This is a genomic window from Bradyrhizobium sp. S3.12.5 (assembly GCF_040548225.1).
Taxonomy (GTDB): Bacteria; Pseudomonadota; Alphaproteobacteria; order Rhizobiales; family Xanthobacteraceae; genus Bradyrhizobium; species Bradyrhizobium cytisi.
The window spans coordinates 135,605-151,161 of the sequence record NZ_JBEPRF010000014.1 but is presented as its reverse complement, the minus strand read 5'-3'; the positions used below and the strand labels follow the sequence as shown (position 1 = coordinate 151,161).

The following is a 15,557-nucleotide window of genomic DNA, read 5'->3' as shown; positions in this document are numbered from 1 at the left end:
GCGCGCCAAGCGCGCTCCGGGATGACGCGCTTTCGCGCGTCACTTCTCGCGGAACGCCCGCATGAACTGATCGTGCAACGGCTTCAAGAGGTACGACAGCATGGTGCGATCGCCGGTCTGGACGAAAGCTTCCACCGGCATGCCGGGGATCAGCTTGGAGTCGCCGAGCTTGGCGACCTCTTCCGCCGACAGCGAGACGCGGATGGTATAATAGCTCTGGCCGGTGCGCTGGTCGGTGGTGACGTCGGGCGAAACGCGGCTGACGACGCCGGTGAGCTCGGGCGTGGTGCGCTGGTTGAAGGCGGAGAGGCGCAGCAGCGTCTTCTGGCCGATCTGGAGCTTGTCGATATCGACCGGATTGACCTTGGCCTCGACCTGGAGGTCGTCGGCCTGCGGCACGATCAGCATGAGCGCATCGCCGGCAGTGACGACGCCGCCGACGGTGTGCACCGTCGATTGCAGCACCATGCCGTCCTGCGGCGCGCGAATGTCGACACGACGGAGCTGGTCTTCGGCCGCGACCTTGCGCTCGATCAGCTCGCCGCTCTTGTCGTTGGTCTCGCGCAGATCCTTGGAGACCTCGCTCACCATGTCCTTGTCGACCTGGATGATCTGAAGCTCGGTCTCGGTGATCTTGCCCTTGGCCTGCGCCCGTGAGGCGATGTACTGCGCGCGCTCGCCGTTGAGGCGGGCCGAGTCGCGCTCGAGCGTGGTCAGGCGCGAGATCTGCACCAGGTGCTTGTCATAGAGATCGCGCACGCCGATCAGCTCCTGCTGCACCAGCGAGATCTCCTTGTCCTTGGCTTTCTCCTGCGCGGAAAGACCCTCAATCTCCTCGTTGAGCTGCTGGATGCGCTCGCGGAGCTGGGCCTTCTGGCCGGCACGGCCGTTGACACGGACGTCGAACAACTTGGTTTCGGCAGAGAGCAGCGCCTTGACGTCGGGATCGTCGCCGCGATCGAGCAGCGATGGCGGGAATTCGATCTTGTCGAGACCGCGCTGCTCGGCCTGCAGCCGTGCCGCACGGGCCAGCGCGGCGTCGAGATTCTTGGTGACGATGGCGAGGTTGGCCTTGGTGACGGTGTCGTCGAGCCGCACCACGACGTCGCCGGCCTTGACCACGTCGCCGTCGCGGGCGCGCACCTCACCGACCACGCCGCCGGTCGGGTGCTGCACCTTCTTGACGTTGGATTCGACCACGATCTGGCCCGGCGCGATCAACGCGCCGGAGATCTGCACCATGGAGGCCCAACCGCCGAGGCCGATGGCCAGGACCAGCACGATCGAGATTCCGAGGATCAGGTGAAACCGGATCGACTCCCGCACCGTCCTGGTCGCGGCGGGCTTTGTCCCGCCGACCGTCATCGTGCTCATGGTTTGGCCACTCCGCCTTCGCTGACGATCTTGATCGGCGCCGGTGGCGCGACGCGGGGCTGGAGCACCTGGGCGAGCACTTTCTCCTTCGGACCGAAGGCCTGCATGCGGCCGTCGCGAAGCACCAGGACCTGGTCGACCGCCTCGACGCCGATGGGCCGGTGCGCCACCACGATGACGATGGCGCCGCGCTCGCGCGCGCTGCGGATCGCGCGGGTCAGCGCCTCGTCGCCTTCGGTGTCGAGATTGGAGTTCGGCTCGTCCAGCACGATCAGGAACGGATTGCCGTAGAGCGCGCGCGCCAGCGCCACGCGCTGCGCCTGGCCTGCGGACAGCGACGTGCCCTGCTCGCCGACTTGCGTATTGTAGCCCTCGCGCATCTTGATGATCATCTCGTGCACGCCGGCTTCCTTGGCCGCGGAGATGATGCCGTCGGACGTCGCCTCCGGATCAAAACGGCCGATGTTCTGCGCGATGGTGCCGCCGAACAGCTCGACGTCCTGCGGCAGATAGCCGATGTGACGGCCGAGCACGTCGGACGACCATTGGTCGAGCGCCGCGCCGTCAAGCCGGACCTTGCCGCGGACCGGATACCAGACGCCGACGAGTGCGCGGATCAGCGAGGATTTGCCGGAGCCGCTCGGCCCGATCACGCCGAGGCCGTTGCCGGCTTCGAGCACAAAATTGACGTCCTGGACGATAAGGCGCTGGTCGCCTGGAGCAACCATCGCCACGCCTTCGACCGAGAGGCGGCTGGTGGGTGCCTGCAACTGGGTCGGCGTCGCCTGCGCCGGCATCTGTTCCAGGAGGCGGCTGAGGCGGTGCCAACTCTGGCGTGCTGCGACGAAGGATTTCCAATGCGCGATCGCGAGATCGACCGGCGCCAGCGCGCGGGCCGAGAGGATCGAGCCCGCAATGATGATGCCGGCGGTCGCCTCCTGATGGATGACGAGATAGGCGCCGACCGCGAGCACCGCCGATTGCAGCATCATGCGCAGCACTTTTGCGACGGCGCCCAGGCCGCCGGCGACGTCGCTCGCACGCTGATTGCCGGCGAGGTATTTTTCGTTGGCCTCGCTCCAGCGCGCGTTCAGCCGGCCGGCCATGCCCATCGACACCAGCACCTCGGCATTGCGGCGGCTCGACTGGGCGAGATCGTTGCGCTGGGCGGCAAGGCCCATCGCATCCTTCGCCGGCTGGCGGGACAGGAACTCGGTGACCAGCGTCAGCCCGACCAGGATGATGGCGCCGACCAAGGCGGTCACGCCGATCATGACGTGGAAGGCGAAGCAGATGGCGAGATAGAGCGGCAGCCAGGGCAGGTCGAAGAACGCGCTCGGGCCCATGCCGCCGAGGAACGAGCGGACATTGTCGAGGTCGCGCAGCGGCTGCAGCCCCTCGTTGCGGCTGCCCACCAGCAGCGGCAGGCGTACGATGGTGTCGAACACGCGTTTGTTCAGGGCCTCGTCGAGCGCGGTTCCGACCCGTCCCAGGATGCGGCTGCGGATCATGTCGAGCACGCCCTGCGCCATATAGAGACCGCCGGCGAGTACGATCAGGCCGACGAGGGTTGGAATGCTGCGGCTCGGCAGCACCCGGTCGTAGACCTCCAGCATGAAGATCGACCCGGTCAGATAGAGCAGGTTGATCATGCAGCTCATGAAACCGACGCCGATGAACGCCGTGCGGCAGGCACGCAGCGCGTCACCGAGCTCTGAACGGCGGAGGCCGGGAACGGCTGCCATCAATCTGATCTCTTTCGGGTAATGGGGCAAACCCCCTGATTTCCAGAGCCCTGATTACAAAAACAAATCGAGGCGTACGCGCCCCGGATTAATATCGGGTTCTCCCCGCATGCAGTGCAATCGAATTAATCCGGGCCTCGCCACATCTACCCAGGACGGCCCAATCCGCAAGTCCGGTATTTCACAGTCTTTGCGGCTTTTTATAGCAAAGACAAGCGCCTCTCCCCAAAGCGCACGGGGAGAAGCGCTTGGTTCCGGTCGATCGAACCGGTTAGAGCCGGCCGCCGCCGCGCACCAGCCGCACCACCAGCAGCAGGATGATGGCGCCGATGGCGGAATAGATGATCTCCGAGACCAGCCCGACGCCGAGATGGATGCCGAGCTTCGGGAACAGGAACGTCGCGACGAACGCACCGGCGATGCCGATCACAATGTCGCCGATGATGCCGAACCCGCTTCCTCGCACGACCTTGCCGGCGAGCCAGCCGGCAACCAGGCCGACAAACAGGATGACGATGAGGCTTTGGCCAGAAATATACATAAGTTGAAGTCCCTCTCCATGAACGGGCCCATGGAACCGGAACCGGGATGAATGGGGTCTGAATAGTGTTCCCGGAGGGACCGCTCAGACAGGAATCGCGAGAACAACCCCATGCACAGTAGAGAACTCGCTATGTCGCGGCCACCGCCTCCGCCAGCACGCACCGTGCCGCTCGGCCCGGCGCAACCTCCACATTCGCAGGCAATTGCGCGATGCAGCGCGGCTGCGCCATGGCGCAGCGGGGGGCGAAGGAGCAGTTGTGGGGCATTTCGGCCAGCGATGGCGGGGTGCCGGGGATGGTCTCGAGGCGCTGCCCCCGCTTGGCGCCGTGGATGGTCGAGGCGAGCAGGCCCTTGGCATAGGGATGGACCGGGGAGCGGACGATGTCGCGCAGGCTGCCCTGCTCCACGATCTGGCCGGCATACATCACCGCGACGCGGTCGCAGATCTCGATGGCAACACCAATGTCGTGGGTGACGAAGATGACAGACATGCCGAACTCGCGTTGCAGCTCGCGCAGCAGCAGCAGGATCTGGATCTGCACGGTGGCATCGAGCGCCGTGGTCGGCTCGTCCGCGAGCAAAATCTTCGGACGGCAGGCGAGCGCCAGCGCGATCATCGCACGCTGGCGCATGCCGCCGGACATTTCGTGCGGATAGGCATCGAGCCGCCGCTTGGCAGACGGGATGCGCACGACCTCGAGCATCTCAAGTGCGCGCGCCGTGCCCTCCGCATACGACTTGCCCTCGTGGCGCACGACGCTCTCGGCGATCTGCGCGCCGATGGTGTAGACCGGGTCGAGCGCCAGTGCCGGCTCCTGAAAGATCATCGAGACGGTCTGGCCGCGGAACGACGACAGCTCCTCGTCGTTCATCGCGAGCACGTCGCGGCCCATGACGTTGACCTTGCCGGAAATCTGCGTGCGCTTCTTCGGCAACAGCCGCATCAACGCGCGCAGCGTCACGCTCTTGCCCGAACCGGATTCGCCGAGCAGGCCCAGCACCTCGCCATCGCCGAGCGAGAGATTGAGATCGTTCACGGCATAGACCGTGCGCTCGCCGGTGAAGCGGATGTTGAGGCCTGAGATCTCGACGAGCTTTGTCATGACGGCAGCTTGGGGACCCGGTCGTGATAGTCGGTGACGCGCTGGAAGGCGGCACCGATGGTGAGCAAGGTCGCTTCATCGAAGGAGCGGCCGATCAGCTGCATGCCGACAGGCAGGCCGCTTTTGGTGAAGCCGGAGGGAACGGTGAGCGACGGCAGGCCCAGAAAATTCACCGGACGGGTGAACAGCGTCAGCCGCTGCAACAGCGCCGGCGCGTTCGGCCCGCCGCCGACGTCGCTCTCCTCGATGGTCGGTGCAGGCACCGGAGATGCCGGTGCGATGATCGCATCCACGCCTGCGGCCGCGGCATTGTGGGCGGCGAGTGCCGGGCCGCGCCAGCGCATCGCCTCGAGATAGGTGATGGCGGGCACGGCGAGACCGTTCTGGAGCCGCATCAGCACCTGCGGACCATAATCCTGCGGACGTTCGATCATCCAGCGCTTGTGGAAGGCGGCAGCTTCCGCCGCGAGCACGAGCTGGCTCGCCGCGGACAATTGCCGCTGGTCGGGCAGCTCGACTGTGAGGAGGTCGGCGCCCTCGCGCTTGAGCACCGCGATGGTCTCGTCCAGCACGCGCGCGACCTCGCTGTCGAGATCGTCGACATAGAACGAGGCGGGCACGCCGATCTTGAGGCCCTTCAGCGAGCCTTTGGTTGCCGCGACATAGTCCGACAGCGGCTCGTGGCTTGCGGTCGAATCCTCGGGGTCGGGACCGGCCATCAGCGCCAGCAGCAGCGCGCAGTCCTCAGTGGTGCGCGCGAGCGGGCCGACGGTGTCGAGCGATTGCGACAGCGGCATCGCGCCGGCGCGGCTGACGCGGCCGACGGTGGTCTTCAGACCGGTGACACCGCAGAAATGCGCGGGCATACGGATCGAGCCGCCGGTGTCGGAGCCCAGCGCCGCATAGGTCAGCCGCGCTGCGACCGACGAGCCGGAGCCTGACGACGAACCACCGGTGATATGCGCGACGTTCCAGGGATTGCGCACCGGGCCGTAATGGGCGTTGTGGCCGGTCGGGCCATAGGCGAACTCGGCCAGATGCAGCGTGCCGAGGCGAATCTGGCCGGCGTCCTTCAATCGCTGCAAGGCGGTGGACGTCACGGTCGGCACGAAATCGCGGCGGATCAGCGAGCCGCAGGTCGAGACGTGGCCTGCATCGTAATACATGTCCTTGTGCGCGAGCGGAACGCCATGCAAGGGACCTCGGACCTCGCCTTTGGCGAGCGCGGCGTCGGCGGCATCGGCCGCCTTCAACGCAGCTTCGGACTCGATCGACATGAAGGCGTTGAGATGCGGCTGCCACTGCGCGATGCGATGCAGCAGCGCGCGCGTCACCTCATGCGAGGACACCTGCTTCATCGCGATCGCGCGCGCGACCTCGGTGAGCGTCATCAAGGCAGGCTCGGTGCTCATTTCGACACCTTCTGCGTCTGCGCGAGCGGATAGAGCGCGGGCTCGAGGTCGAACGGCAACGTGCCGGCGATGGCGGCAAAGCCTTCGAAGGCCGGTCCAATGGAATTGGAGATGCGCGTCGCGATCTCGTCGTTCACGGGAATACCGGCGACTTGTGCCGTCGCCTGGATCTCTTTTGTCGTCGGTCTCGTCATGCGGTTTCCTCTCAGGGCGCGCGGCTATGGCCTGAACCCGGAATCGCCATGTAGCACGCGGCCTCGTGGCCCATATTATCCAGCGCGGTGAGCTTTGGTGCAGCAATTGCGCAGAGCGGCTCCGCAAACGCACAACGGGTGTGGAAGCGGCAGCCCGCGGGCGGATCGATCGGATTGGGTGGATCGCCCGTGATCGGCGGCTGCTCGGTGCGCCTATCAGGATCGGAGGACGGCATCGCGGCCAGCAGCGCGCGCGTATAGGGATGCGCGGGCGCGTCCCAGACCTGGTCGACGGGGCCGAGCTCGACCACCTCGCCGAGATACATCACCAGCACGCGGTCGCTGATGTAGCGGACGACGTTGAGGTCGTGGCTGATGAAGAGATAGGTCAGGCCGAACTCGCGCTTGAGATCGGCCAGCAGGTTAAGCACCTGCGCCTCGACGGATTTGTCGAGCGCGGAGACGGCTTCATCCAGAATCACGAGCCGCGGCGAGAGCGCGAGCGCGCGGGCGATGTTGACGCGCTGGCGCTGGCCGCCGGAGATCTCGTGCGGATAGCGGTTGGCGAAATTTGCGGGCACCAGGCCGACTTTGCCGAGCAGCTCACGCGCCAGCGCACGCGCGGTGCCATCGGCCATGCCATGGACCTTGGGGCCGAACGCGATCGATTCCTCGATGGTCAGGCGCGGATTGAGCGAGGCGTAGGAATCCTGGAACACCATCTGCATGCCGCGGCGCAGCTCGCGCAGCGACAGCGACTGCCCGACGGACATGCCGTCATAGATGATGTCGCCGGCATCGCGCGGCATCAGGTGCATCAAGAGGCGCGCGGTGGTCGACTTGCCGCAGCCGGACTCGCCGACGATGCCGACGGTCTCGCCCTTGGCGATGGAGAAGGAGACATTGTCGACGGCGCGCACGGTACGTTTCGCGGCGAACAGCCCACCACGTACCGGAAAATGCTTGGTCAGGCCATTGACCTGGAGCAACGGCTGCGCGACGCCGCCGACGTCCTCGACCGGCTCCAGCATGGCAACGGAGGTGCTGGTGTCGCTCATGCCCGCGGCCTCCTGCCTCTCCCCGTCGGAGCAAGGCCATCACATATGGCCCGTACTAAAGCCTCCACGCCGTCATGGCCGGGCTTGTCCCGGCCATCCACGCCTTGCCACACGGGACGAAGAACGTGGGTGCCCGGGACAAGCCCGGGCATGACGACCTCCCATGCCGCGCCATTGCTCTTCTGCATCATCATCTCAGTTCCTGATGTCCATGGCGCTGCGCAGGCCGTCCGAAAGCAGGTTGAAGCAGATCGACACCGCGAAGATCATCGCGCCGGGCAATGCCGCAACCCAGGGATTGACGTAGATCGCGGTGCGGAGCGTGTTCAGCATCAGGCCCCATTCCGGCTCCGGCGGTTTTGTACCGAGGCCGAGGAAGGATAAGCCTGCCGCCAAAATCATCGAGACCGAGATCAGGCTGGTGGCATAGACGAAGATCGAGCCCAGCACGTTGCCGAGGATGTGCACGCGCATGATGGTGAAGGGCCCGGCGCCGGAGGCGCGCGCCGCTTCGACGAAATCCATGTTGCGCACGCCGGTGGTGACGCTTTCGGCAACGCGGGTGATCTGCGGCACGAACACGACGGTCAACGACACGATGGAATTGAGAATGCCGGCGCCCAGCGCGCCGGAGATCGCGATCGCCAGCAGCACGGAGGGGAAGGCGTAGAACACGTCGATCGTGCGCATGATCGCGGTGTTGAGCTTGCCGCCGACATAGCCGGCGACAAGCCCGAGCGAAGTCCCGATGCCAAAGGCGAGGATGACAGGCAAAATGCCGATCACCAGCGACAGCCGCCCGCCATAGATCAACCGGGCCAGCATGTCGCGGCCGAGCTCGTCGGTGCCGAGCGGATAGCCTGCCGTGCCGATGTGGCGCAGGCGGCGGATCATCGAGCCCTTGTAGGGATCTTCCAGACCGAGCCAGGGCGCAAGGATCGCGGAGACAAAGATCAGCACCAGCACGGTTGCGCAGGCCATGCTGACCTTGTCGCGCAGGATGCGCCGGCCGACGGTCGCCCAATAGCCGCGCGCCTTGGTCGCGGGCGCGGCCTGCAGCGCGGCGTCTGCGATCGTCGACAGCGGAAGCTCGCTCATCCCGCTAGCCCCGCTTGATGCGCGGATCGATCGCGGCTTGCGCGATGTCGACCAGCAGGTTGAGGAAGACGAAGAACAGGGCCAGCACCAGGATCGTGCCTTGCAACAGCGGCAGGTCGCGCTGGAAGATCGCGGAGTTGAGCAGGAAGCCCGAGCCCGGCCAGGAGAATACGGTCTCGATCAGGATCGAGCCGCCGAGCATGTAACCGAGCTGAAGCCCCATCACGGCGAGCGCGGTCGGCGCGGCGTTCTTGATGACGTGGCGGAACACGCCGGTTTCGTGCAGGCCTTTGGCGCGCAATGCCTCGACGAAATCCTGCGAGAGAATATCGCCGGTGAGCGCGCGCACGGTGCGGGTGACGATGCCCATCGGGATCACCGAGGTCGTGATCGCCGGCAGCACGAGATATTTCAGGTGCGCCCAATCCCAGGCCCAGGAGCTAGAGCCGTTCGGCCCGGCGCCGACCGCAGGCAGCCAGTTCAGCTCCACCGAGAAGATGATGACGAGCACCATGCCGAGCCAGTAATGCGGCACCGAGACGCCGGCGATGGCAAAGGAGGTCGCGAGCTTGTCGATCCAGGTCTCGCGGAAATAGCCGGCGATCAGGCCGAGCAGGATGCCCATGGTGAAGCCGATGATGGCGGCCGCAATCGCAAGCGTGACGGTGTTGCCGACCGCGCGCATGACCTCGGCGAGCACGGGGCGGCCGGTCGCAATGGAATTGCCGAGGTCGCCATGCAACGCGCGCAGCAGCCACAGGCCGAATTGCACCGGCAGCGGCCGGTCAAAACCGTAGGCGGCGCGCAGCTGCGCGGCGAGCTCCTGCGAGGCATCGGCCGGCAGCACCGCGACCAGCGGATCGCCCGGCGTGATATGCACGAGCAAAAAGCACACCAGCGCCACGCTGATGACGATCGGGATGACATAGACGATGCGTCTGGCGATGTAGGCGAGCACGTCGGGTTTACTCAGGTTGGCGCGTAGATGCCGTCATGGCCGGGCTTGTCCCGGCCATCCACGTTCTTCTCTTTAGAAAGACGAAGCAAGAAAGACGTGGATGCCCGGGTCAAGCCCGGGCATGACGGATAGATAGAGTGATCACCTCACGGCGTCATCGAAATCGGCGAGAAGTCGATGAACCAGCTCTTCGGCTGGATCACACCTGTCACTTTCGGGCTCATGGCGCGCGGGCCGACGTCGTGGGCGACGTAGAGGAAGGCTGCGTCGTCGACGGAGGCCGCGTGCAGCTCGGCGAGCGCGGCATCACGCGCGGCTGGATCAAACGTCTGCCGCGCCTTCTTCACCAGCTCGTCGAACTTGGGATTGTTGATAAAACCCCAATTGTTCGAGACCGGCGGCGCCATGCTCGATTGCAGGAAGCGCACCAGCGCGAAGAACGGGTCCATCGCCGCATAGGTGACGTTGGTCGCGTTCGAGCCGTTGGCGCTGGGATCCTTGACACCGCGCCGCCAATTGGAGAACAGCGTGTTCCACTCGATGACGTCGAGCTGCACGTCGAAATAGCATTCGCCAAGTGCCTGCTGGAGATATTCGTTCATCGGCAGCGGCTGCATCTGGCCCGAGCCGGAGGTCGAGGTCTGGATCTTGACCGCCAGCTTCTTGTTCGGACCGAAGCCTGCCTCCTGCATCAGCTTTTGCGCTGCCGGCTTGTCATATTTGATCTCGAAGGTCGGCTTGCCGCGCCAGGGATGACCGGGCTCGAAGGTGCCGGTCGCCGGCACCATGAGACCCGCAAGCAGCCCGTCCTTGAGCCCTTCACGATCGACGCAGAGGTTGGCGGCCTTGCGGACGCGAATGTCGTTCCAGGGCGAGCCCTCGACGCGCGAGAACTGCCACGGCCAGACATGCGGCTGCTCGTTGGCATAGAGCTTGAAGCCGCGCTGCTTGAGCTCCGGCAGCGCATCCGGCGCCGGTGCCTCGACCCAGTCGACCTGCCCGGACAGCAGCGCTGCAGTGCGCGCATTGGCCTCCGGCATCGGCACGAGCACCATCTTGTCGATCTTGGGCACGCGGGCCTTGTCCCAATAGTCCGCATTCTTCACCAGCTCGAGCCGCTCGCGCGGCGTGAAGCTCGCCATTTTCCACGGGCCGGTGCCTGCAGCGTCCTTGGCAAAGGCAGTCCAGGCGGCCTGCGACTTCGCCTTGGCGTCGGCACCTTCGGCCTTGTCATAGAAGTGCTGCCACTTCGCCGGGCTCGCCATGAACAGGTTGGTGAGGTTGATCGGCAGGAAGCTGTCGGGCTCCTTGGTAGTGAGCTCGACCGTCATGTCGTCGATCTTCCTGGCGGATACGAGCGTCGGCATGCGCGTGGCGGTGGCGCCGACCTGGCTCGGGTCGAATTGCGGCGCGTCCTGCTTCAGGACCTTGTCGACGTTCCAGACCACCGCGTCGGCATTGAAGGGCGCGCCGTCATGGAAGGTGACGCCGGGGCGCAGCTTGAAGGTCCATTTGGTCTTGTCGGCATCGTCGACCTTCCACTCGGTGGCGAGGCCGGGGATCACCACGCTGGCCTTGTCGGCGGAGGAGAGATCCCAGCCCGTGAGCGCGTCATACATGGTGACGCCGGTGAAGCGATTGCCTTCAAAACCCTGATCGGGCTGACCGAGCGTGCGCGGAATATCGGCAGCCGTCATGCCGATGCGCAGCACCGTTTCGGCACTCGCCGCGCGCGGCCACGCGGCCGCAGTCGCCAGGGCCAGCGCCGCAATCAGCGCGGCGCGGGTGGTGGTCTTGATAAGCATTGCCTCAGTCCTTTTGCGGCTTTCGATGATTAATTTTGATGCAAACGTATGCAATGGCTATGCCAATGGGGAAACTTATTCTGCAAATTGCCACTGCGACGACAAGTCCTTGTGATCGAGCAGCCATGGAGGCATCGCACTGCCTATTCTGGCATCAAGATTGCACGTTTGACTCCGAATTCTCCCATGAATTTTCCCTTGGAGCTTTGGGCCATGCGTATCCGATTATCGACTTGTCTCGCCGTGCTTGCGCTGGCGGCATTCGCAATCCCGGCGCGCGCTGAAACGGTGGTGCGCTACGGCATCTCCATGGCGGATATTCCGCTGACAACGGGTCAGCCCGATCGCGGCGCCGGCGCCTATCAGTTCACCGCCTATACGATCTACGATCCGCTGGTTGCGTGGGAAATGGATGTTGCCGATCGGCCGGGCAAGCTGGTGCCGGGACTCGCGACGGAATGGAAGGTCGACGACACCGACAAGACCAAATGGCGCTTCAGCTTACGCAAGGGCGTCAAGTTTCACGACGGCAGCGAGTTCAACGCCGATGCGGTGATCTGGAATCTCGACAAGGTGCTCAGCGACAAGGCGCCGCAATTCGACAAGCGGCAGAGCGCGCAGGTGAAGACGCGGCTGCCTTCGGTGGCGAGCTACGCCAAGATCGACGATTCCACCGTGGAGATCACCACCAAGAAGGTTGATTCCTTCTTCCCCTATCAGATGCTGTGGTTCCTGGTCTCGAGCCCCGCGCAATACGAGAAGCTCGGCAAGGATTGGGACAAGTTCGCCAGCCAGCCCTCCGGCACCGGCCCGTTCAAATTGACAAAACTGGTGCCGCGCGAGCTCGCCGAGCTCAGCAAGAATCCGGACTATTGGAACACGAAGCGCATTCCCAAGGTCGACAAGATCGTGCTGGTGCCGATGCCGGAAGCGCTGACCCGCACCAACGCGCTGCTCGCAGGGCAAGTCGACCTGATTGAGACGCCGGCGCCCGATGCTGTGCCGCAGCTGAAAGCGGCCGGCATGAAGATCGTCGACAACGTCACGCCGCATGTGTGGAATTATCATCTGAGCGTGCTGCCGGGCTCGCCCTGGACCGACATCCGCTTGCGCAAGGCGCTCAACCTCGCGATCAACCGCGACGAGGTCGTCGGCCTGATGAATGGGCTTGCCAAACCCGCCAAGGGCCAGGTCGATCCGTCGAGCCCGTGGTTCGGCAAGCCGAGCTTCGACATCAAGTATGATCTCGCGGCCGCCAAGAAGCTGGTCGAGGAGGCCGGCTATTCCAAGGCGAAGCCGCTGAAAGCCACTTTCATCATCGCGCAGGGCGGCACCGGCCAGATGCTGTCGCTGCCGATGAACGAGTTCCTGCAGCAAAGCTTCAAGGAGATCGGCATCGACATCGACTTCAAGGTGGTCGAGCTCGAGACGCTCTATACGCACTGGCGCAAGGGCGCGGCCGACGAGATCAACGCCGGCATCACCGCCAACAACATCGCCTATGTCACCTCGGACCCGCTCTACGCCATCGTCCGCTTCTTCGCCTCCGACCAGATCGCACCGGTCGGCGTCAACTGGGGCGGCTACAAGAACCCTGAAGTCGACGCGCTGATCAACGAGGCCAAGCAGACCTTCGACACCGCCAAGCAGGACGATCTGATCGCGCAGGCGCACGCCCTGATCGTCGACGATGCCGCGCTGGTCTGGGTCGTCCACGACACCAACCCGCACGCGCTGTCGCCGAAGGTGAAGCAGTTCGTCCAGGCGCAGCACTGGTTCCAGGACCTGACGACGATCGGGGTGGAGTGAGACGGCGCGCGCCTCATGAACGCGGTCGTGTCGGCCTTCGCCGGGACGACCGCCGTGAGCTATTGCGCGCAAACGCCTCAACAGTCTCGTCATTGCGAGCGGAGCGAAGCAATCCAGAATTGCATCCGCGGAGACACTCTGGATTGCTTCGCTCCGCTCGCAATGACGGAGTGTATGGGCGACCACGGAGCCCACACACTCGCAGCCCTACTTCGTCAGCAGCGCAAACGCTCCCGTCCAGCCTTCCGGCGGCGGATCGATCTTGAAATCCTTGATGCGCGCCTCGTACAGCTTGAACAGCTTTTCCAGCGTGTCGGCGTCCTCGCTGCGGCGGCCGCGCTCGATGGCCTCGAGTGCGCCGTGCCAGTCGCGGTTGCGGTAGCAGCCGAGCATCTCGATGGTGATGTTGCGCAGGCGCTGGAACGCGGCCGACTGCATCACGTCCTCGCGGCCGGCGATGGCATAGATCACCTCCGGCTCGCTCTTGCCCTTGACCATGATGAAGTCGAGCTCGAGGATCGCAAACTTGTCCTTGGCGGCGAGCGCCGTGCGGGAGCCGACGATGATCGGAAAACCGTATTCCTTGGTCTGGCCTTCCAGGCGTGACGCCAGGTTCACGCTGTCGCCGAGCACCGAATAGTTCTTCTTCAGGTCGGAGCCCATGTTGCCGACCACGCCGATGCCGGTGTTGAGACCGATGCCCACGTTGAGCGGGATATAGACGTGGCCGCCCTCGGCGGCCTCCTGCTCGCGCTCCTTGTTGACGACGTCGATCTTCTCGAGCATCTGGATCGCGGCCTCGCAGGCGTTGACCTGGTGCTCGGCATCGTCGAGCGGCGCATTCCAGAATGCCATGATGGCATCGCCCATGTACTTGTCGACGTAACCCTTCTCCTCGATGATCACGTCGGTGAGCGGCGTCAGGAAGCGGTTCATCAGCGTGATCAGGCCCTGCGGATCGTGCTTGTAGCTTTCCGAGATGGAGGTGAAGCCGCGCACGTCGGAAAACATGATCGTCAGCTCGCGCTCCTCGCCGCCGAGCACGACTTTCTCCGGCGATTGCGCGAGCTGCTCGACCAGCACCGGCGACATGTATTGCGCGAAGATGCCGCGGATCTGCACGCGCTGCCGCTGCTCGCGCACGAAGCTCGAGAAGATGAAGGTCAGGTAGATCGCGGTGGTCGACAGCAGCGGATAGGTGAAATCGATGAGGTAGCGGCGTTGCCAGTAGAAGAACCAGGAGGTGCCGATCAGGACCGCGGCAAACGCCGCGCCCGCGAGCACCAGCCGGACGGGGCCGAGATTCGGCGTGAAGATGATGACGAGGATGCCGATGACCAGTGCGGCGAGCAGCTCGACGCCGAGCGCGTAGCTCGGCTGGGAGATGATGGCACGGCTCAACACGCTTTCGAGCACCTGGGCGTGGATCTCGACACCCGGCATGGTCGAGGATACCGGCGTGGTCTTGATGTCGTTCAGCCCGGCCGCGGAGGTGCCGATCAGCACCAGCTTGCCGGCGATCTTGCTCGGCGGCACGGTGTTGTCGAGCACGTCGGCTGCCGAAACATAGATCGAGGGATCGCGGCGGGCGTAGTGCACCCAGAGCTGGCCATTCTTATCGGTCGGGATCTCGACGCCCTTGAGGCGGATGGCGCGGATGCCGGTCTTGTCGGTGCGAACGAGCAGCGTCGGCGTTCCCGTGACGACCCGCAGGATCTCCAGGCTGAGCGAGGGCATGATGGTGCCCTGGGCGCGCATGATCATCGGCACGCGGCGGATAAAGCCGTCGCGCTCGGTCTTGATGGAGAACAGGCCACGACCGGCGGCAACTTTCTCGATGACGGCCACGTTGCGCAGCAGGCCGGGGAATTCGAACAACCATTTTTCGGCATTCTCTTCGCCCACAGTCGCGACACCGGTGAAGGGAAGCGTCTTGTCGAGCTCGGATCCGACCTCCGGCAGTCCGGTTTCGCCCAGGACGACTTTCGAGTGCTTGATCGCTTCCGAGAGGATCTGGTCGTTGCTCGGCAGCTCACGCAGCTTCATCCGTGTGGCGTCGTCCAGATAGCGCATCTGGTTGGCGACCAGGTCCGGATTGAGCCGGTCGGGCTCGGAAAACACAACGTCGAAGCCGATCGCCACCGCACCGCTGTTGGTGAGGTTGATGATCATGTCCGCGATCCGCGTGCGCGACCACGGCCATTGGCCGAACCTGGCGAGGCTCCTGTCGTCGATGTCGACGATGGTGACCGGCCGCACCGTCTTGTGACGGGGGTCGACCAGCTGGAACAGGTCGAAGGTGCGCAGCCGCAATTCCTGGACCGGCGGCGGATCCCAGACGCGCAAGCCCGCAAAGACGATCAGCAGCGCAAGGCACACCAGCCGCGCAAAGCCGAACTTTCGCGCGAACCACCGTCGCAGGATTTTGAGACGTTTCATGTCAGTCGAGCTTCCTGCC

The 15,557-nt window shown here is 64.7% G+C and carries 12 protein-coding genes; 1 reads left to right on the top strand and 11 read right to left on the bottom strand.

Features of this window, described 5'->3' with window-relative positions; translation table 11 throughout:
* Positions 1-39: 39 nt before the first annotated feature.
* From ABIC09_RS21965 to ABIC09_RS21920, 10 genes are all read right to left on the bottom strand, one after another.
* Positions 40-1,374 (bottom strand): HlyD family type I secretion periplasmic adaptor subunit, encoded by a 1,335-nt coding sequence (locus ABIC09_RS21965; RefSeq protein ID WP_354031627.1) that lies wholly within the window; start codon positions 1,372-1,374, stop codon positions 40-42.
* On the bottom strand, positions 1,371-3,119 hold the full coding sequence (locus ABIC09_RS21960; RefSeq protein ID WP_354031626.1) for a type I secretion system permease/ATPase: 1,749 nt from the start codon (positions 3,117-3,119) through the stop codon (positions 1,371-1,373). The genes ABIC09_RS21965 and ABIC09_RS21960 overlap by 4 nt, the downstream gene beginning before the upstream one ends.
* A 271-nt stretch (positions 3,120-3,390) precedes the next feature.
* Positions 3,391-3,660, bottom strand: coding sequence for a GlsB/YeaQ/YmgE family stress response membrane protein (locus ABIC09_RS21955; protein ID WP_354110521.1), 270 nt, complete (start codon positions 3,658-3,660; stop codon positions 3,391-3,393).
* Positions 3,661-3,790: 130 nt separating this feature from the next.
* Positions 3,791-4,765 carry an ABC transporter ATP-binding protein gene (locus tag ABIC09_RS21950; RefSeq protein ID WP_354110520.1) on the bottom strand — a complete coding sequence of 325 codons (975 nt, stop codon included), beginning with the start codon at positions 4,763-4,765 and terminating at the stop codon, positions 3,791-3,793.
* Entirely contained in the window at positions 4,762-6,177 is a 1,416-nt protein-coding gene (locus ABIC09_RS21945; protein ID WP_354110519.1) for an amidase, read from the bottom strand. The genes ABIC09_RS21950 and ABIC09_RS21945 overlap by 4 nt, the downstream gene beginning before the upstream one ends.
* Positions 6,174-6,371 (bottom strand): hypothetical protein, encoded by a 198-nt coding sequence (locus tag ABIC09_RS21940; RefSeq protein ID WP_148754995.1) that lies wholly within the window; start codon positions 6,369-6,371, stop codon positions 6,174-6,176. The genes ABIC09_RS21945 and ABIC09_RS21940 overlap by 4 nt, the downstream gene beginning before the upstream one ends.
* 11 nt (positions 6,372-6,382) lie before the next feature.
* Positions 6,383-7,429 (bottom strand): ABC transporter ATP-binding protein, encoded by a 1,047-nt coding sequence (locus tag ABIC09_RS21935; RefSeq protein WP_187435294.1) that lies wholly within the window; start codon positions 7,427-7,429, stop codon positions 6,383-6,385.
* A 195-nt stretch (positions 7,430-7,624) separates the two neighbouring features.
* Entirely contained in the window at positions 7,625-8,527 is a 903-nt protein-coding gene (locus ABIC09_RS21930; protein WP_354110518.1) for an ABC transporter permease, read from the bottom strand.
* A 4-nt stretch (positions 8,528-8,531) separates the two neighbouring features.
* Complete coding sequence (locus ABIC09_RS21925) at positions 8,532-9,485, bottom strand: ABC transporter permease (protein ID WP_148755905.1); 954 nt, start codon at positions 9,483-9,485, stop codon at positions 8,532-8,534.
* 146 nt (positions 9,486-9,631) lie between these two features.
* On the bottom strand, positions 9,632-11,290 hold the full coding sequence (locus tag ABIC09_RS21920) for an ABC transporter substrate-binding protein (protein WP_354110517.1): 1,659 nt from the start codon (positions 11,288-11,290) through the stop codon (positions 9,632-9,634).
* A 213-nt stretch (positions 11,291-11,503) separates the two neighbouring features.
* Between ABIC09_RS21920 and ABIC09_RS21915 the strand changes: the two genes are divergently transcribed.
* On the top strand, positions 11,504-13,099 hold the full coding sequence (locus ABIC09_RS21915; protein WP_354110516.1) for an ABC transporter substrate-binding protein: 1,596 nt from the start codon (positions 11,504-11,506) through the stop codon (positions 13,097-13,099).
* Between the two features lie 207 nt (positions 13,100-13,306).
* On the opposite strand, the gene ABIC09_RS21910 is transcribed toward ABIC09_RS21915, so the two are convergent.
* Positions 13,307-15,538, bottom strand: a complete 2,232-nt coding sequence (locus ABIC09_RS21910; RefSeq protein ID WP_354084165.1) for a CHASE2 domain-containing protein — start codon at positions 15,536-15,538, stop codon at positions 13,307-13,309.
* Between the last annotated feature and the right edge of the window lie 19 nt (positions 15,539-15,557).

Excerpts from the sequence above, each read along its gene's own strand:
- ABIC09_RS21965 (WP_354031627.1), bottom strand. The coding sequence starts at position 1,374 with ATGAGCACGATGACGGTCGGCGGGACAAAGCCCGCCGCGACCAGGACG.
- ABIC09_RS21960 (WP_354031626.1), bottom strand. The coding sequence starts at position 3,119 with ATGGCAGCCGTTCCCGGCCTCCGCCGTTCAGAGCTCGGTGACGCGCTG.
- ABIC09_RS21955 (WP_354110521.1), bottom strand. The coding sequence starts at position 3,660 with ATGTATATTTCTGGCCAAAGCCTCATCGTCATCCTGTTTGTCGGCCTG.
- ABIC09_RS21950 (WP_354110520.1), bottom strand. The coding sequence starts at position 4,765 with ATGACAAAGCTCGTCGAGATCTCAGGCCTCAACATCCGCTTCACCGGC.
- ABIC09_RS21945 (WP_354110519.1), bottom strand. The coding sequence starts at position 6,177 with ATGAGCACCGAGCCTGCCTTGATGACGCTCACCGAGGTCGCGCGCGCG.
- ABIC09_RS21940 (WP_148754995.1), bottom strand. The coding sequence starts at position 6,371 with ATGACGAGACCGACGACAAAAGAGATCCAGGCGACGGCACAAGTCGCC.
- ABIC09_RS21935 (WP_187435294.1), bottom strand. The coding sequence starts at position 7,429 with ATGAGCGACACCAGCACCTCCGTTGCCATGCTGGAGCCGGTCGAGGAC.
- ABIC09_RS21930 (WP_354110518.1), bottom strand. The coding sequence starts at position 8,527 with ATGAGCGAGCTTCCGCTGTCGACGATCGCAGACGCCGCGCTGCAGGCC.
- ABIC09_RS21920 (WP_354110517.1), bottom strand. The coding sequence starts at position 11,290 with ATGCTTATCAAGACCACCACCCGCGCCGCGCTGATTGCGGCGCTGGCC.
- ABIC09_RS21915 (WP_354110516.1), top strand. The coding sequence starts at position 11,504 with ATGCGTATCCGATTATCGACTTGTCTCGCCGTGCTTGCGCTGGCGGCA.
- ABIC09_RS21910 (WP_354084165.1), bottom strand. The coding sequence starts at position 15,538 with ATGAAACGTCTCAAAATCCTGCGACGGTGGTTCGCGCGAAAGTTCGGC.